General features: G+C 71.2%; 18 protein-coding genes. 7 read left to right on the top strand and 11 right to left on the bottom strand.

What is annotated here, in order from left to right:
* Positions 1–78: 78 nt before the first annotated feature.
* A complete protein-coding gene (locus tag CVO96_RS03430; RefSeq protein ID WP_103310349.1) occupies positions 79–441 on the top strand; it encodes a VOC family protein in 363 nt (120 codons plus the stop codon).
* Between the two features lie 19 nt (positions 442–460).
* Here the strand turns inward: CVO96_RS03430 and CVO96_RS03425 are convergent, their stop codons facing one another.
* From CVO96_RS03425 to CVO96_RS03410, 4 genes are all read right to left on the bottom strand, one after another.
* A complete protein-coding gene (locus CVO96_RS03425; RefSeq protein WP_243398145.1) occupies positions 461–1,612 on the bottom strand; it encodes an AI-2E family transporter in 1,152 nt (383 codons plus the stop codon).
* A gap of 76 nt (positions 1,613–1,688) precedes the next feature.
* Positions 1,689–2,747: a RodZ domain-containing protein gene (locus tag CVO96_RS03420; RefSeq protein WP_103310346.1), complete on the bottom strand. Its 1,059-nt coding sequence runs from the start codon at positions 2,745–2,747 to the stop codon at positions 1,689–1,691.
* A 49-nt stretch (positions 2,748–2,796) separates the two neighbouring features.
* Positions 2,797–3,711, bottom strand: coding sequence for an ABC transporter permease (locus tag CVO96_RS03415; RefSeq protein ID WP_103310343.1), 915 nt, complete (start codon positions 3,709–3,711; stop codon positions 2,797–2,799).
* Positions 3,711–5,714 carry an ABC transporter permease gene (locus CVO96_RS03410; protein ID WP_103310340.1) on the bottom strand — a complete coding sequence of 668 codons (2,004 nt, stop codon included), beginning with the start codon at positions 5,712–5,714 and terminating at the stop codon, positions 3,711–3,713. The genes CVO96_RS03415 and CVO96_RS03410 overlap by 1 nt, the downstream gene beginning before the upstream one ends.
* Before the next feature lie 99 nt (positions 5,715–5,813).
* On the opposite strand from CVO96_RS03410, the gene ndk reads away from it, so the two are divergent.
* Positions 5,814–6,230, top strand: coding sequence for a nucleoside-diphosphate kinase (gene ndk, locus CVO96_RS03405; RefSeq protein WP_103313273.1), 417 nt, complete (start codon positions 5,814–5,816; stop codon positions 6,228–6,230).
* Between the two features lie 362 nt (positions 6,231–6,592).
* Positions 6,593–7,603 carry a GGDEF domain-containing protein gene (locus tag CVO96_RS03400; RefSeq protein WP_243398144.1) on the top strand — a complete coding sequence of 337 codons (1,011 nt, stop codon included), beginning with the start codon at positions 6,593–6,595 and terminating at the stop codon, positions 7,601–7,603.
* Between the two features lie 33 nt (positions 7,604–7,636).
* Here the strand turns inward: CVO96_RS03400 and CVO96_RS03395 are convergent, their stop codons facing one another.
* The gene (locus CVO96_RS03395; RefSeq protein WP_103310337.1) at positions 7,637–8,122 is read right to left on the bottom strand and encodes a hypothetical protein; all 486 of its coding nucleotides are present in this window, start codon (positions 8,120–8,122) and stop codon (positions 7,637–7,639) included.
* Between the two features lie 89 nt (positions 8,123–8,211).
* Here CVO96_RS03395 and CVO96_RS03390 point away from each other — a divergent pair, with 89 nt between their 5' ends.
* From CVO96_RS03390 to CVO96_RS03375, 4 genes are all read left to right on the top strand, one after another.
* Entirely contained in the window at positions 8,212–8,535 is a 324-nt protein-coding gene (locus tag CVO96_RS03390; RefSeq protein WP_103310335.1) for a hypothetical protein, read from the top strand.
* A gap of 59 nt (positions 8,536–8,594) precedes the next feature.
* The gene (locus CVO96_RS03385; RefSeq protein ID WP_103310333.1) at positions 8,595–9,401 is read left to right on the top strand and encodes a nitroreductase family protein; all 807 of its coding nucleotides are present in this window, start codon (positions 8,595–8,597) and stop codon (positions 9,399–9,401) included.
* Positions 9,402–9,486: 85 nt separating this feature from the next.
* Positions 9,487–10,392, top strand: a complete 906-nt coding sequence (locus tag CVO96_RS03380) for an aldo/keto reductase (RefSeq protein ID WP_103310330.1) — start codon at positions 9,487–9,489, stop codon at positions 10,390–10,392.
* A gap of 173 nt (positions 10,393–10,565) precedes the next feature.
* The gene (locus CVO96_RS03375) at positions 10,566–11,627 is read left to right on the top strand and encodes a type III polyketide synthase (protein WP_423739355.1); all 1,062 of its coding nucleotides are present in this window, start codon (positions 10,566–10,568) and stop codon (positions 11,625–11,627) included.
* A 47-nt stretch (positions 11,628–11,674) separates the two neighbouring features.
* Here the strand turns inward: CVO96_RS03375 and CVO96_RS03370 are convergent, their stop codons facing one another.
* The 6 genes from CVO96_RS03370 to CVO96_RS20985 all read right to left on the bottom strand — a co-directional run bounded on the left by CVO96_RS03370 (position 11,675) and on the right by CVO96_RS20985 (position 16,856).
* Positions 11,675–12,004, bottom strand: coding sequence for a hypothetical protein (locus CVO96_RS03370; protein WP_103310324.1), 330 nt, complete (start codon positions 12,002–12,004; stop codon positions 11,675–11,677).
* Between the two features lie 135 nt (positions 12,005–12,139).
* The gene (locus tag CVO96_RS03365) at positions 12,140–12,331 is read right to left on the bottom strand and encodes a hypothetical protein (RefSeq protein ID WP_103310322.1); all 192 of its coding nucleotides are present in this window, start codon (positions 12,329–12,331) and stop codon (positions 12,140–12,142) included.
* Between the two features lie 72 nt (positions 12,332–12,403).
* Entirely contained in the window at positions 12,404–12,910 is a 507-nt protein-coding gene (locus tag CVO96_RS03360; protein ID WP_103310320.1) for a heme-binding domain-containing protein, read from the bottom strand.
* Positions 12,911–13,016: 106 nt separating this feature from the next.
* Positions 13,017–14,951 (bottom strand): heavy metal translocating P-type ATPase, encoded by a 1,935-nt coding sequence (locus CVO96_RS03350; RefSeq protein ID WP_165795188.1) that lies wholly within the window; start codon positions 14,949–14,951, stop codon positions 13,017–13,019.
* A gap of 189 nt (positions 14,952–15,140) precedes the next feature.
* Positions 15,141–15,956, bottom strand: coding sequence for a CoA transferase (locus CVO96_RS03345; RefSeq protein ID WP_103310314.1), 816 nt, complete (start codon positions 15,954–15,956; stop codon positions 15,141–15,143).
* 111 nt (positions 15,957–16,067) lie between these two features.
* Positions 16,068–16,856, bottom strand: a complete 789-nt coding sequence (locus CVO96_RS20985; RefSeq protein WP_165795187.1) for a mycothiol transferase — start codon at positions 16,854–16,856, stop codon at positions 16,068–16,070.
* Positions 16,857–16,897 lie beyond the last annotated feature (41 nt).

Here is a 16,897-nt window from a genome sequence, read left to right as displayed (position 1 = left end):
GACAGGGGCTGAGACCTCGCCGAGAGGTCATTATCGGCCTGACCTTCTCCACACTGTTTCAGGCGCTACCCTGCCCCCATGCTCAAACACGTCTCCTTCCTGACCCGCGACCTGAGCGCCGCTCTGCAGTTCTATGTCCGCCTGGGCGCGGTGGTCGAGAAGGACACCCTGACCCCGGAAGGCTACCGGCGCGGCGTGCTGCGGCTGGGCGAGGGCCGGCTGCAGTTCTTCCAGATTCCGGGCGAGGTGGCCACGCCGCAGGGGCACTGGGCCGAGCACATCGCCGTCTACGTGCCGGCCCTGCCCGAACTGCTGCGCGACCTCCAGGCCGCGAGCGTGACCGTTACGCGCGACCTGCAGCCCAGCCCGGGCGGGCGGCCGATGGCCTTCGTGCTCGACCCGGACGGCCGGCAGGTGGAGCTGCTGGAGGCCGACGGCTAGAGCGGGGCCCAGAGTGGGGCTAGGGCCCTTCGGTATACACGCGGCTGGGGTAGTAGTACTTCTGCATCAGCAGTTTGCCCAGCGCTACCGTGGGCACGGCCAGCAGCGCCCCCGCGAAGCCCAGCAGGGCCACCCCGATCAGGATGGCGACCAGTACCGTGACCGGGTGCAGATCCGTGGTGCGGCTCAGGATGTAGGGGCTCAGGAAATTGCCCTCGATCTGGTTGGCGGCCACGAAGACCACGATCACCAGGACGGCCTTCAGGACGCCGCCCGGCATGGTCAGCGCCAGCAGCAGGGCCGGCGCCGCCCCGATGATCGGCCCCAGGTACGGCACGATGTTGAACGCCCCCGCCAGAAAGCCGATGGCGGCGGCGCTGGGAATACCCACCACGGTCAGGCCCAGCCACACGAAGACGCCGATGAAGGCCGCGATCAGCAGCTGTCCGCGCACGTAGCCGCCGACCGCCGTGCCGGTCAGCTCGCTGAGTTCCATCACGCGCGGCTGCCAGGGGCGCGGGAAGACCGCCAGCAGGGTGGCGTTCACACGCGAGTAGTCCAGCATGAGGTAAATGCTGAGCAGCAGGATCAGCAGCACCTGGCCGACCACCCCACCGATCGAGAGCAGGGTGCCCAGCAGCGTGCTGGTGGAACTCAGCGCGTTCTGCAGGATCGGTACGATGTTCTGTCCCAGGTTCTTCACATAGTTCTGGGCGGCGTTGGTGATCTGGGTCTGGACATCGTCCAGGCCGGAGACGCCGAGCCCGCCGAGCCACCGTGTCAGTGCATTGAAGGTGGTGCCCAGCGAGCCGATCAGATCCGGCAGCTTCTGGAACAGCTGCACGAGCTGGCCGCTCACCGTGACCAGCAGCGCGCCGGCCAGCGTGAAGATGCCCAGGAAGATCAGCACCACGAAAAACACGCCCAGGCCCCGTTTGACCCGGCCCCGCTGCAGCCAGTTGAGCAGGGGGTTGGCGAGGTAGGCGATCAGGAAGGCGACCGCGAAATCCACCAGCACCGAGCGGATCTGGCCGACCAGCCGGTAGGCCAGGTAGAAGGCCAGTACGAAGACGATCAGCCGCACCCAGGGGCTTCGCCAGGCGTGCGCGAAGGCGTGTGGCGGGCGCTGTTCCCGCAGGGCATTCGGGCTGGACAGGGGTGGGATACTCACGGTGCTGTCCACTGTACGTCACCGCGCCTGGGGACGCCCGGGCGACCTGGGGGCGCTCCGCTTTCCCGGGCGGGGCTCAATAGCTTTTCGTCAGCACCTGACCCGACTGGCCCATGGCCTGTGCCGGGGCGCCGTTCACGCTGACCCGCACGGCTCCGGCATTGCCGGTACGAACCGTCACCCCAGCCGGGAACCCCTTGACGCTGCCCACGGGCGGGGTGCCCTGGTACAGCACCTGTCCGGACGGGCCGGTCACCCGCGTCCAGGACTCGCCGCTGAAGGTCACCCGGACGGCGGCCTGTGGCGTGGCGGGCGTGGTGGCGGTGGGTGGGGTTCCGGCCGGCCCTGTCGCTGCCGGCACGGCTCCTGCTGGCACCGCTCCGGCCGGGGCTGGAGTGGCCGGCTTCGGGGTGCCCGCCGGGGTGTTCAGATCCGCCAGCACGGCTTTCCCCTGCCCGGCCACGGGCAACTGGGCCCGCAGGTTGCGTCCCTGCACCAGACTTACGGACTGCCTGAGCCCCTGGCGGCCGCCCAGTTCGACCCGCAGTTCGGCCTGATCGCGCGCCGCGACGGGAAAGGACTTGACCGGGGTCACGCCCAGATCGCGGTTGTCCAGATAGACCCGCGCGCCGGCGGGCACGCTGCTGATCGTCAGGCGCACGGTGCGCGGCGCGGCGGGCGGGGGGGGCGGGGGGGGCGTGGGCACGGCGCGCGAAGGGGTGGCGGCCGGCGCGACCACGGTCGACACGGGCGCCGGCCTCAGAAAGGTGCTGTAGGCGTAGTATCCGGCGGCCCCCACGACGATCAGGGCGGTCAGGCCCCCCGCCAGGACGGCCGGATTCATCGGGGTGGCCGGTCGCTCACGACCACCCGCGCCGCGCAGGCTCTGGGCGATCTCGGCGGAGACCGGCATCGTGCGGTCGAACTCCGCCATCAGGGGGGCCGGGTCGAGGTTCAGTTCACGGGCGTAGCGCTGCAGGTAGGAGCGGGCGAAGGTGCGCTCGGGGAGCAGGCTGGTGTTGCCCTCTTCCAGGGCGCGCAGGTAGTCGCCCCGGATCTTGGTTCGCAGCGCCAGATCCTGCGTGCTGAAGCCCTGGGCCTCCCGGGCTTGTTTAAGCGTTGAGCCAAAACTCATGAGAACCACCCTATCCTTTTTCCATTCCCGGAGCTAGGGAGCAGGTCTGTCAGCCGTCATACGGGCGGCCCAGGGCCTTGGGCGCGCGGCTGCGGCCCGTGAAGATCAGGGCCAGCACCGTGATCAGGTAGGGCAGCGCGCTCACCAGCGTGGGTGGCAGCAGTTCGGAGCCGCCCAGCGCGATCGAGAGCGCCTGCAGGAAGCCGAACAGCACGGTGGCCCCCAGCACCCCCAGCGCCTTCCACTGCCCGAAGATGAGCGCCGCCAGCGCGATGAACCCGCCCCCGGCGCTGATGTTCCGCACGTAGGAGTCGAGGTTCCCCACGCTCAGGAACACGCCCGCCGTGCCGGCCAGCATGCCCGAGAGGATCACGGCGCTGTAGCGCATCCGGCGCACGTTGATCCCCATGGAGGCGGCGGCCTGGGGCTGTTCGCCGGTGGCGCGCAGGCGCAGCCCGAAGGGCGTGCGGTACAGCACGTACCAGCTGATCGCCACCGCCAGGAACGCGAAGTAGACCGGCGGCGAGAAGCGCAGTTCCCCCACGCCCCACAGCGGCAGGCCCTGCGCCAGCTTGGGGCTCTCGGTCGAGGAGCCGTACAGGGCGGTCAGAATCACGGCCGGCACGCCCGAGGCCAGCAGGTTGATGGCCGTGCCGCTGATGACCTGATCGGCGCGATACTTGATGGACACCAGCGCGTGGATCCAGGCGATCAGGCCGCCCACCGCCATGCCGCACAGCCAGCCCAGCCAGGGGGCCAGCGGCCCGAAGGCCGGTTCGAGCAGCTTGGCGCCCACCGCGCCGGCCAGCGCCCCGAAGATGATCAGGCCGTCCAGCGCGATGTTCACCACGCCGGCGCGCTCGCTGAAGAGCCCGCCCAGGGCGGTGAGCAGCAGCGGCACGACCGAGCGGATGAAGGTGGCCAGGAAGGCGGCCGTGAACAGTTGGGTCAGCAGGCCGTCCATCAGTTCTCGCCCCCTTCTTTGGTGTTCGGTGCCTGGCTGTGTCCCTCAGCGCGGGGCGCGACGTTCGGCAGCGGGGTGGCCCGTTCCGCGCGTGCGGCGCCGGAGGGCAGGGTCACGTCTTCGGGCTTCAGGCCCTGCGCGGCGGCTGCCAGCAGCTGCGGCGGGGGCGGATCCGTGATGCGCCGGCTCAGGAAGCCCCCGGCCGCGATGAACAGCACGATCAATGCCTTGAGCACGGTCACGATGTCCTTGTTCACGTTCTCCAGCTTCTGATCCACGTCGATGCCGCCGGTGTCGACCGTGCCGAACAGCAGGCTGGCGGCGACCACCCCGCCGGGCGTGCTCTGGCCCATCAGGGCGACCGCGATGCCGTCGAAGCCCACGTTCACGGGCATGTTGCCCTTCAGGCGGTACTCGTCGAGCGCCCCGCCGTTCACGTAGTGCGTGCCCGCCAGCCCCGCGAACATCCCGGCGATGGTCATGGCCAGGACGGTGCCGCGCGCCACGCTGATGCCCCCGTACTCGGCCGCCTTGGGCGAGAGGCCCACGGCCCGCAGCGCGTAGCCCGTGGCGGTGCGCCACATCAGCGTGCCGAAGAAGGCCACGCACAGCAGCGCGATCAGGAACGAGGCGTTGAGCTGCGAGCCCGCGATGTTCACCGGAATGCCGATCCGCCAGGTCAGCGCCCCGGCCAGCAGGGCCACGCCCAGCGCGATGAGGCCGCCGCTCCGGGTGCGGCGCAGCAGCGGCCGCGCCACGAGGAAGGCCACCAGCGCCACCAGCAGCCCGATGCTCACGGCCACCGCGCCGCCCTGGCCCACGTTGAACAGGCCCAGCAGGGTCGGCAGGCGGGCACCCTCCTGCAGCAGGTCGCTGCGCGGCTCGAAGCCCTCGGCCTTGATGCCCAGCGTGTAGGTGCGGCCCAGGAAGGGGAAGGTCTCGTTGCCGATCAGGAAGATGAAGATCGCCGAGGCGATGTAGTTGAGCATGATGGTGTTGATGACCTCGCTGGAGCCGAAACGCGCCTTCAGGAAGCCCGGAATGGCGCCCCACAGCGCACCCCCCGCCCCGGCCGCGATCACCGAGAGGGGCAGCAGGAGGGCGCCCAGGCCGGCCGGGCCGTACACCCCGACCAGCATCGCCGCGATGGCGCCCATGGTGAGCTGCCCCGGCGCGCCGATGTTGAACAGCCCCGTGCGGAAGGCGAAGGCCACGCTCAGGCCGGTGAAGATCAGCGGGGTGGCCAGCTTGAGCGAGTCGAGCAGCGGGTTCAGGCTGGTGACCGGCGCGAACAGGGTGGAGTACACGAAGTACATCAGGTCGGTCTTGGCGAGCCAGGCGCCCCACAGCGAGAGCGGCTGCCCACTCTGGTTGACCAGCGGCTGCACCACCAGCACCACGATGGCCCCCACCAGGATCGCCAGCGAGATGGCCACCGTGGGCACCAGCAGCCCGCGCAGGCGGTTCAGGCGCTCCCACCAGGCGCTGCGCGCGCTCAGGCCGGCGCCGGCGGCCACCAGTCCGGCCACGATGGGCAGGAACAGGCCGAGATTCATGCCGCCGCCGTCGTAGAAGTTGCGCAGCTGCCGCTTGGCGCCGGGGCGCAGGGTGGTGTCGGCGTTCACGCGGCTCAGCTCGCTGCCGATCAGGCCGCCCAGCACCCAGACGGCGGCCACGGCCAGCCCGAAGGCCAGCAGGGCGCTCAGCCAGAACCAGTTCGTGCGCCGCCACGCGCCGATCAATGTGGCGAGCATGGCTGCCAGGGTGGCCCAGCCCAGGGTGAGTACGGTGCCGGTGCTGGGCAGGGGCAGCTGCTGGCTGGCCGACAGGTTCAGAACGGAGCCGCTGAGGTGCAGCAGCACCGCGTCCGCGCTGAAGCCCCGGCCCAGGGTGGCCAGAGGAAACAGCAGCAGACCGGCGGCCCCCACCGCGCAGGCGATCAACGCAATTCGGGCCGCGTCCGGGGAGGGGCGAGGGGCAGGAACGTGGGTCACGCCCGCCATTGTATAAGGGCCGGGTGGAGGGGGGCAGGGGCGCGGAACCGGCGCGCCCACCCGCCTGGCCCCGCCCCACCGCCGGGCTCTGATATGCTCCCCCGCGAAATGGAACGTACTTTTGCCATGATCAAGCCCGACGGCGTTCGCCGTGGACTGACCCCCGAGATTCTTTCCCGCATCGCCCGCAAGGGCTACCGGGTGGTGGGCCTCAAGCAGATGGTCATCCCCCGCGAGACCGCCGAGACCCACTACGGCGAGCACCGGGAGCGGCCGTTCTTCGGCGAGCTGGTGGACTTCATCACCGGCGGCCCGGTGGTCGCCATCGCGCTGGAAGGCGAGAACGCCATCGCCGGCTGGCGGGCCATGATGGGCGCCACCAACCCCGCCAACGCCGCGCCGGGCACCATCCGCGCCGACTTTGCGACCACCACGGGCGAGAACGTCATGCACGGCAGCGACAGCCCCGAGAGCGCCGAGCGTGAACTGGGCCTGTTCTTCCAGCCGTCTGAACTGCTGGAGTGACGCCGGGCCGCTCCGGGGGCCCGCACCCTGCAGACCGTGGCCAGAAGTGCATACCGTGGACAGAGCGGTATGCATTTTCATGGCCTGCGTGCGCCGACGCCGGAAAGTGGCGTGGCTGTCCTCCGCCGTGGTGTCCGCCACCGGGCCGGCAACGGCCGCGCCAGGAGGCAGGACAGCCACCGGTCGGGCTCCCACCGGGGCTCCGGCGGGCCTTCCGGGCGGCCTATGGGGGGCCTCCTCCCCCCGAAAAGTGCCGATGAGGACGCCGCAGACCGGGGCCGGGTGCAAGGTCTTTGTGACGAAGGCCCAGGTAGCATCCCGCCAGGGATATGCATAGGGTGATCTCTCCGCTCCAGAGGCTGTTGCTCCGCACACAGCAGTACGTGGTGTATGCCTCGAACGTGGGCTACATCCTGTATGCCCTGCTGACGGCGCTGATCAATTCGCCCGGCGACTTTCCCCTGGCCTATCAGGTGCCCAAATACTGGGCCGCGCTGTTCTCGCTGGCCACCGTGATCGCCGTGGCGACCCTGCCCCACCGCCTGCGCCGCATCTACCTGATGACCTGCCTGAGCTACCTGGTGGTCACCGTGTTCGAGGTGCCGCGTTCGGTGGCCTACGGCGAGATGCCCATGCACCTGACGCTGTGGCTGACCATGAACGTGCTGGTGTCGTTCGTGGTCTTCGGCTCGCGCCAGGGGGCCGGCCTGAACCTGCTGAGCCTGGGGGTGATGCTGGTGGCCCTGGTGGTGCGGGGCCCGCTCGCCGCGGCCCAGCTCTCCGACTGGGTCACGGCCAGCGTGGTCATGGGCGTGACCGGGGTGATCGCCTACATCCTGATGACCTTCATCGAGAACAACCTGCTGCAGCACGCGCAGGACAGCGAGAAACTGCGCGCCGCCCGCCAGGATGCCGTGACCGACGTCTATGGGCGCGGCGCCATCGAGGAAGAGCTGACCCACGCCATGGAGCACGCCCGCAAGACCAACTCGCCCCTGAGCATCGTGGTCACCGACATCGACCATTTCAAGAGCGTGAACGACCGCTACGGCCACGCCTTCGGCGACGACGTGCTGCGCGCCGTGGGCAAGCGGCTGCGGCGCAACGTGGGCGGGATCGGCGGGATGGTGGGACGCTGGGGCGGCGAGGAATTCATCGTGCTGCTGCCGGGCCTCGCCAAGCCCGACGCCCTGGTGCTGGCCGAGCGGTTGCGCCGCGAGGTCGGCGAGACCCCGCTGGCCGGCCTGGACGTGACCGCGAGCTTCGGCGTGGCCTCCTACCGGGGTTCCGGCGACACCGCCGATCAGTTGTTCGGGCGCGCCGATATGGCCATGTACGAGGCCAAACGCTCCGGCCGCAACGCCGTGCGCTGAGGGGCCGCAGGAGCCTGGGCCTGCGTCGCCCCCTCAGGGCGCCCTGAACGCCCCCAGCAGCTCGGGCTGGCGCTGCGTAACGTAGCCGCGCGTGAGCACCCGCAGACCATCGGCGGTGGGCAGGATCAGGGTGTCGGCCAGCTTCGAGGGCGGGGCCGGGCGCAGCCCCTCGCCCAGCGGCGTGGTCACCGGGCGGGCCTGGGCGCCGGCCAGCGTCCGGGCCGTGAACCTCGGCCGGGTGATCTCCAGGGCCCACGACTGCCCCCGCGCCTCGCCGTTGAACTGCACGCTCACGGCGGCGGCGTCCAGCGGGGGGCGGGTCGTCCAGCTCACCTCGCGCCGGCCCCCGCCCACGCGCTCACGCCGGTCGGCCTGGGCATCGAAGGAGCCGCTGGCCGTGAACAGCACCCGGCTGCTCAGGTCCGTGTCGGCCCGGGTGTCGCGCCGGCAGGAGGCCAGGGCCGGCGCGAGCGTGAGCAGGGCGGCCACCAGCAGGGGCAGGGGAGGAGGGCGGGTCACGCCCGCACGATATCCGCCGCCGGGTTCCGGCGCATGGGCGAACATCCCGCGAGCCGCACATCCCGGCCCCGCCGTGAGAGCATGGGCCGGTGAACGCCCTGCACCTGTCCCTGCTGACCACGGGCGGTCTGCTGCTGCTTCTGCTGGGCCTGGGGCTCTCCCTGCAGCTCGGCTGGCGCCGTGACCGGGCGCGCTGGCCGCACCACGCGCTGTTCTTCGCCGTGTGCGCCGGCACGGTGCTGTCGGTTGCGCTGGGCGCGCTGGCGGGCAGCCGCTGGTGGGCGCTGCTGCCCGCGCTGGCGCTGCTGCTGGGCATGACCCGCACCCGGCCGGGGCGCGCGGGGCACTGGCGGCTGGCCCTGGTCGGCGCGGCGGCCTACGGGCTGGGGGCGGCGCTGGCCTGGAGGGGGTAACGCCCCGCAGTGGCCCCGCCAGGGACGGCCGCCGCGCCCCCATGCTCTAGCCTGGGGCCATGACTCTGGACTCCCAGGCCCGCGCCCTGCTCGACGGCATGCTGGCGCGGCGCACCACCAACGGCCCCTTCCTGGCCCAGCGGGTCAGCCGCGAGCACCAGCACCTGCTCATGCGCGTGGCGCAGGCGGCGCCCAGCCATTTCAACTCGCAGCCCTGGAGATTCGTGCTGATCGAGGAGGGCGCCACCATCGAGCGGATCGCGCAGCTCAGCGGCGAGAGCATGACCGAGCTGATCGAGGCGGGCGTGTTCTTCGAGCGCTACCGCCGCTACTTCCGCTTCTCGCACTCGGAGATGGACGAGCGGCGCGACGGCATTCACATCGACCACCTGCCGGGGCCGCTGCGCCCCTTCACCCGCCAGATCTTCTCCGACGCCGGCCTGAAGCTGATGCGCCAGCTGGGCGTGCCCCGGAAGTTGGGCGAGGACAACCGCAAGCTGGTCGCCGGCAGTCCGCTGCTGCTCGCGGCGCTGCTCGACCGGGGGGAGTACCGCCCCGGCGAACTGAGCGGCTTCTATTCGGTGTTCGGGCTGGGCGCGGCCATCGAGAACATCTGGAACGCGGTGGGGGCGCTGGGCATGGGCATCCAGTTCGTCTCCACGCCGATGGAGATTCCCCGGCAGTGGGCGGCCGTCCAGGCGCTGCTGCAGGTGCCGCCGGAACTGGAGCTGATGGCGCTCTACCGCCTGGGTTACCTGCCCACCGAGCAGGCCCGGCCGTCCATCGACTGGAGCAGCCGCCACCGCAAGCGCCTGAACCAGTTCGTCTTCCGCGAGACCTGCGCCGCGCCGGAGCAGGAGGGCTGAGCGGGCCCAAGCGTGAAGGGAGCCTCAGCGCGGCCACCGTCTACCTCCAAATGACGGGGCGCACAATGCCGCAGGAGGGTTCACCATGACCATGACTTCCGAGCATCACAACGCCCTGAACGCCGCCCAGAGCGGCACCTTCGACATCGGCGGCGACCTGAGCGTCAACCGCCTGGGCTTCGGCGCCATGCGCGTGACCGGCCAGGGCATCTGGGGCGACCCGGACGACCGCGAGGGTTCGCTGGCCACCCTGCGCCGCCTGCCCGAACTGGGCGTGAACTTCATCGACACCGCCGACTCCTACGGCCCGGCCGTGAGCGAGGAACTGATCCGCGAGGCGCTGCACCCCTACGACTCGGTGGTCATCGCCACCAAGGGGGGCCTCACCCGCACCGGCCCGGACGTCTGGATTCCCGTGGGCCGCCCCGAATACCTCAAGCAGCAGGCCCACCTCAGCCGCCGCCGGCTGGGCGTCGAGCGCATCGACCTGTGGCAGCTGCACCGCATCGATCCCAAGGTGCCCCGTGACGAGCAGTTCGGCGCCATCAAGGAACTGATGGACGAGGGCGTGATCCGGCACGTCGGCCTCTCGGAAGTGAGCGTCGAGGAGATCGAGGCCGCCCGCAAGGTCATCCCGGTCTCGACCGTGCAGAACCTCTACAACCTCGTCAACCGGGGCAGCGAGGACGTGCTGGATTACTGCGAGCGCGAGAACATCGGCTTCATCCCCTGGTTCCCGCTGGCCGCCGGCAGCCTGGCCCGCGAGGGCAGCGTGCTCTCCGAGGTCGCCGCGCGCCTGGGGGCCAGCCCCTCGCAGGTCGCGCTGGCCTGGGTGCTGCGCCGCAGCGCGGTCATGCTGCCCATTCCCGGCACCGGCAAGGTCAGGCACCTCGAGGAGAACGTGGCCGCCGCCAGCCTGCACCTCAGCGACGAGGACTTCCGCGCCCTGGACGAAGTGGGCCGGCAGGAGTGGGCCAGGCAGAAGGACTGATCCAGGCCATCACCGTCTTCAGGGGACTCGGGCCACGGGCGTCCGAGTCCTCTTTCGCTGGGTCGGCCCCCGCGTGGCCGGAGACGGACTGGACGCTCCTTTTCCTGTCGTTGCCGGGCCATTGAACGTTCCCCCACCATGAACGTCACGGCGCGGGCGCCACAATGGCCCCTATGCCTTCTTCCGTGGTGCCCGTCCTGCGCTCGCTGGTGACCGGCACGCCCCCCTACCTGGTGCCCCAGGCCGACCTGCGCGAGGCCGCGCGCACCCTCTTTCCCCGCATGGCCGCGCGCCCCCACATGCTCGACGTGTTCGACAACGCCCGCATCCAGACCCGCGCCCTGGCCCGGCCGCTGGAGTGGTACCTGCAGCAGCGCGGCTTTGGCGAGAAGAACGACGTCTTTCTGGCCGAGGCCCGCACGCTGATCCGCCGGCTGGCCGCCGAGGCCCTGTCGCGGGCGGGGGTCGCTCCGCCGGACATCGACGCCGTGGTGGTCGTGAACACCAGCGGCCTCAGCACGCCCAGTCTGGACGCCGATCTGATCGGGTTCCTGGGCCTGAACCGACACGCGGCCCGCTTGCCCGTGTGGGGGCTGGGCTGCGCGGGCGGAGCGGCGGGGCTGGCCCGCGCCGCCGACCTCGTGCGGGCCGGCTACCGGCGGGTGCTGTTCGTGGCCGTGGAACTGTGCTCACTGACCCTGGTGCGCGGCGACGAGTCGAAGAGCAACTTCGTGGGCACGGCGCTGTTCTCGGACGGCGGCGCGGCGCTGGTGGTCACGGCCCCGGACGTGCCCGGCCCCCCGCCGCTGGCTGATCTGCATGGCGCGTACTCCACCCTGATCGAGGCCAGCGAGGACATCATGGGCTGGGACGTGGTGGACGACGGCCTGAAGGTGCGCTTCAGCCGGGACATCCCCACGCTGGTGCGCTCCATGATGCGCGGCAACGTACAGGACGCGCTGGCGGCCCACGGCTGGAGTCCCGGGCAGGTCGGCACGTACATCGTGCATCCGGGCGGGGTGAAGGTGCTCTCGGCGTACGAGGAGGCGCTGCAGCTGCCGGCCGGCGCCCTCGATTCCAGCCGCCGGGTGCTGTGCCGCTTCGGCAACATGAGTTCCGTGACCGTGCTGTTCGTGCTGGAGGAAGTGCTCAGGGCGCGCTCCCGTGGCCGCGCCCTGCTGAGCGCCATGGGGCCGGGCTTCAGCGCCGAGCACGTGCTGCTGGATCTGGCGTAACGGTATGGGGCGCGGCCTGCGGGCCGCGCCCCTCAGCTCCTGAAGGCTCAGGCGCCGTCGTTGCCGTCCACGGTCTTGTCGGGGTTGGTCGCCGCGCCGCTGGCGGGCATTCCGTCCTTCATGCCCCCGTAGGTGCTGGGGTTGGCGTCGTGGCCGCCCTGGGCCACCGGGCGCGGATCGGTGGTCGCGCTGACCTGCTGCGCCTGCGAGGTGCCCTGGCCGGCGTCCGCGTTCTCGTCGCTGGCATCCTGGTAGATGCCCTGCGTGGTCGCGTCTCCGGTGCTCTTGGGCGTTCCGGTGTTCCACTGCCCCTGATCCATGATGGTGCCCTGCGAAACGTTCGCGTGGGCCTCGCTGCCTGGCTTGCCTTCTCCCATGATCGCCTCCTGTGTTCCCGCGGTCTGCCCCGCAGCCGGGGACGGTCGAGTTGTGCAGGAGATCAGCGTAGAGCCCACCGGCCCCGGGCGGGTGGGTAGGCGTTTACGAGAGCTTGCGGAAGCCGGGGGCGCGGCCTACCGCCGCCGGATCGCCGGCTGGGATCCGTCCAGCTCGCCCGTGACCTGCTTCGGCGTGTTCTCGACCTGACGGCCCTTCTCGGCCATGCCGGGAGCGGGCACCTTCTTCACGTCGTGCAGGTCGTTGGTGTCTTTCTGGCCGCCCTGTTCGTGGGTCGGGTGGACAGCGGGGGTGGGCTTGTCGGTCATGGTGAACCTCCTGGCTGCCTCCAGGCTAGGCCGGAGACGGGGAGAGCGGGTGGGACGTGGATGACGGCCGCTTTACCTCTCGCCCCCTTCCGCGCCGCCCTCCCTGCTTTCCCCGGACTCACCGCCCCGGCCCTCACTCCCGCCGAACATGGCCTCCAGCCCCTGCGCGAGCTGATCCCTCTCGCTGGCGCTCAGGCGGGCCTCCGGGTGCATGGGCAGGTAGGAGCGGTCGGGCATGGAGCCGTTGCGAACCGTCTTGGCGGCTTCCCCAGCCTCCTTGCCGTAGCCGGGGACATGGATGTTGAACTTGCTCCGCCCCTCTCTGACGTGCCGCTCCAGCAGCCACGACACCGGGGCCACGTTCGAGTACCAGGGCCAGACGGTCGAGTGGCTGTGGCAGTCGGCGCAGGCGCGGACGAACATCGCCTTGGTGTCGGGGTCGATCCAGCCAGGCTGAACCTGAATGGGCGGGTTGCTGTGCGCCCGGCCGTAGGGCACGAGCTGGATCAGCACGAAGAGGGCGAGCAGCCCCAGCATGAGTCGGGGCAGCAGCGGGCGGCGGGAACGGTTCAGACGCATGGGGACTCCTTGTCGGGCGGGCGTGTCTCCGATTTCCCCACGCCGGGGCAGCGGGCGGATGTGGAGGCTCTGGCCGAACCCTCACCGCCACCCCCAGCTCCAGCCCTCACAGCCGGTGCCGGAGCAGCCGCAGGCCCATGAACACCACGAACACCGTGCCGCCCTCATGGGCGATCACGCCCAGCGGCAGCGGTACCTGACCCGCCACCGCCAGCGGCGCCACGATCAGGATGATCCCGAAGGCGAAGGCCAGATTGGTGATGACCGTCCGGCGCGCGGCGCGGGCCAGCCTGACCGCTCCCGCCAGCTTCCCCAGGTCGTTCTGCATCAGCACCACGTCGGCACTTTCAATCGCCACGTCGGTGCCCGAGGCGACCGCGATGCCCAGATCGGCGCGGGCCAGCGCGGGCGCGTCGTTCACGCCGTCCCCGACCATCGCCACGGGGCCACCCCCCGAAGTCGTGCTCAGCTCGCCGATGATCCTCAGCTTGTCCTCGGGCAGCAGCTCGGCGCGGAACTCCTGCAGGCCGATCTCGGCGGCCACCGTCTGCGCGACCTCGCGCTTGTCGCCGGTCAGCATGACCGGGTGGGCGATCCCGCTCGCGCGCAGCGCCGCGATGGCCCCCGCGATGCCGGGCCGCAGCGCGTCGGCCACGCCCATGACGCCGATCACCTGTGCCCCGCGCCCCACGATCACGGTAGAGCTGCCCTGGCCCGCCAGCGCCGCGAGGGCCGAGCGCTGCGCCCCGTCCAGCGCTGCCCCCTGGCGCATCGCCAGCCGCTCGTTGCCCGCCCAGACTGCGGTGCCATCCGGCAGCCGCGCCTCAATGCCGTGGCCGGGGATGGCCTGGGCGCCCTGCACATGCTCGGGCGCCACCCCCCGCTCCTGGGCGGCCCGCACGATCGCCTGCGCGATGGGATGTTCGCTGTGCCCCTCCAGCCCGGCCGCCAGGGCCAGCGCGGCGCCTTCGTCGCCGGCCACCACCCGTGTCAGGGTCATCTTCGCCTGGGTCAGCGTGCCGGTCTTGTCAAAGGCGACGGTCTGCACGCCGGCCAGCGCGTCCAGCGCCGCGCTGCTCTTGAACAGCACCCCGCCCCGCGCGGCGGCGGCCATCGCCGAGAGCATCACGGCGGGCGTGGAGATCACCACCGCGCAGGGCGAGGCGACCACCATGAAGGTCATCGCGCGGTACCACGCCTGATCGGTGGGCAGATTGAAGCCGGAGCGCAGCAGCAGGTACACCAGCGGCACGCACAGCAGCACGGTCAGCGCGTAGGGGCTCTCCCAGCGCTCGGTCACGCTCTCGGTGCGGCTCTTCTGGGTCTGGGCCTGCTCCATCAGGCCCACCAGCCGCGCCAGGGTGCTCTCGCCGGCCGGGCGCACGACCTCGGCCTCCACCGAGCCGTTCAGGTTGACCGTGCCCGAGGCCAGCGCCGCGCCGGGCTCCTTGTCGACCGGCACGCTCTCGCCGGTGATCGGACTCTCGTCCACGCTGGTCTGGCCCTGCGTGATCCGCGCGTCGGCGGCGATGCGCTCGCCCGGCCGGATGACCAGCAGGTCGCCGATGCGGATCTCGCCCAGCTCGCACCATTTCTCCACGCCGCCCCGGCGCACGGTCGCCCCCTCGGGGTTCAGGTTCATCAGGGCCTGGATGGCGTTGCGGGTGCGGCCCATGGCCCAGTCCTGCAGGGTGTTGCTCAGGCTGAACAGGAACAGCAGGATCGCCCCGTCGGCCATCTGCCCGATGCTCGCGGCGCCCAGCGCGGCCAGTACCATCAGCAGGTCGACGTCCAGCTTGCGTTCCCTGAACAAGCTGCGGAGCGCCTCGCGCCCGGCCGGAATCCCGCCCGCGAGGTACGCCAGCCCGTAGCCGCCCCACATGATGGCCGGACTGTCCAGCAGGTGCTGCCCCGTGAGCCCGGTCAGCAGGCCCAGCAGGGTGAGCGCGGTCAGCGTGATGGCGGTACGCAGTTCGGGCGTCAGCGTGAAGGTGGGGGCCGTGCGGCGGGACGCGGCGGGGCGCGTGGTGGCGGTGGTCATGTGGACTCCAGGGCAGGGGAGGGGCTACTAATGGGAATGATTCTCAGTAAGCCCAGTCTACCCTGCCCCTCCCCTCAACTCAACGCACGAATCGGAGTGGAAAAGTCGGGATTGGGCCGATGGCGAGGACTGCCGGGGGCCGCTGCCGCACCCTCCGCTGCGAGTTGGGCCCCCCGCTCCCGGAGGCCCCTACCCCACCGCCACCAGCGGCAGGTCGTGCTCGCGCGCCAGCGCCAGCCAGTGCGCGGTCGGCTGCTCCCGCAGGCGAGCCTCCGGCTGCGGTCCGATCACCTCGGCCCAGCGCTGGGCGAAGCGGGCCTCCAGCGGCGCGGCGGCCACCCAGCCGTCGGCCGTGCGGTACAGGCGGTAGATGTCCTGCTCGCCCGAGAGGACACCCCCCGGCGCCGTGAGGCCCGCCGTGAAGGGCCGCGCCGCGAGCCGGGCCGAGTCTCCCAGCCCGACCAGACGCCCGCGCTGGGGCGCTCCGCGTTCGCGCCCCAGCAGCAGGGCCAGCGCCGCCGCGTAGGCCTCCCGGCTGCCCATCATGTCGGCCAGCAGCGTGCGCGGCATCGCCGGGGCGGCAGGGTCGATCAGCCCGGCTTCCACCTGATAGGTGAGGTCGTGGCCGGGGTCTTCGGGCGCCCGCGTGTCGCCCACGATGGACACCCGGCACAGGCGGGGATAGCGCTCCGCGAGCGCCGCGCGCCCCAGGCCCAGCCGCTCCAGCGCCGAGGGGCGGAAACTGGTGAGCAGCAGGTCGGCGCCCGCCAGCAGGTTGAAGAGTTCGGCCGCTCCCGCCGGGGTTTTCAGGTTCAGTGTGTGAACCACCACGCCCCGGTGCAGTTCGGCGTACCAGCCCGGCGCCATCCACGACAGCGGATCGCCGGCCGGCGGCTCGACCTTCACGACCCGCGCGCCGTCCCCTTGCAGCGAGGCCGCCGCGACCGGCCCCGGCACATTCAGGGCGAGCGAGACGACGGTGAAGCCTTGCAGGGGGCCGGCCATACTCTCCATTGTGAGGTCAAGCCCGCCGGGCGCGGCCCTGGCACCGCTCGAGTCCTGTTCTCTCCCGGGCTCGCCTGGCCCGGCCTCGTCCTCGACCCGGCGGAGTTCCGCTCAGGAGGGCCGCGCCATCCGCGTCACGTCCAGCTCCAGCTCCTGATCGCCGCGCCGCACCCGGAACCGGCTCGCCACGCCCGCCGGCTGGGCCAGCGCCACCTCGTCGTAGAGCATTTCCGTCACGTCCTGCCCGTCGTAGGCCAGCACGAGGTCCCCCACCTGCAACCCGGCCACGCCGGCGGGGCTGTCCGGGGCGACCGTCAGACAGACCATGCCCTGCCCGTCGGGGCCCGCCGCCCCGAAGCCGGCGCCCAGCATGCCCCGCCCCGCCAGACGCGGAATGGACTTGTGGATCAGGCGGATCTGGCCCCGGTGGTTGATCTCGTCCTCGAAGACGTGGAACCACATGAAGTGCCTATTTCCGGTGCTGCCCCAGAACGGCAGGGGCTCGTCCAGCCACGCGTCGTCACGCTGGGCGAACAGCCGCAGGGTCTCGGCGCGTACCTGGGCGAGCTGGGTCAGGTAATGGCGCAGCGGACGGCCCCGGATGGTTTCACGGCCCAGTTCACCGAGGTCGAGGCCCGGCAGCCAGCGCGGGTCAATGAGCGTCTCGGGATAGGCCGGAACGTCGAAACTCGCGTGCTGGTAATACACCTCCACCGCCGCGAAGTGCTCCAGCAACATGCCCGCGCTGTTGCCGAAGCCGGGCGGGATGGTGTCCAGTTCCTCCACGCTCAGGCCCTGCACGGCCTGGAGGGTGGTCGCGCGGGCATAGTCCATCATCCCGACCAGCCGCGAGATCATGGGCGTGAAGCCGGGCCGGTCGGTGAGCAGGAAGTCGGGCATAGGAACAGGGTAGCGGGGCTGTGAGCTCTGGGCTATGGGCT

Source organism: Deinococcus koreensis (assembly GCF_002901445.1).
In the GTDB taxonomy this organism is placed as follows: Bacteria; Deinococcota; Deinococci; order Deinococcales; family Deinococcaceae; genus Deinococcus; species Deinococcus koreensis.
Note: the sequence above shows the minus strand (reverse complement) of the source record. Positions and strands in the feature narration are given on the sequence as shown.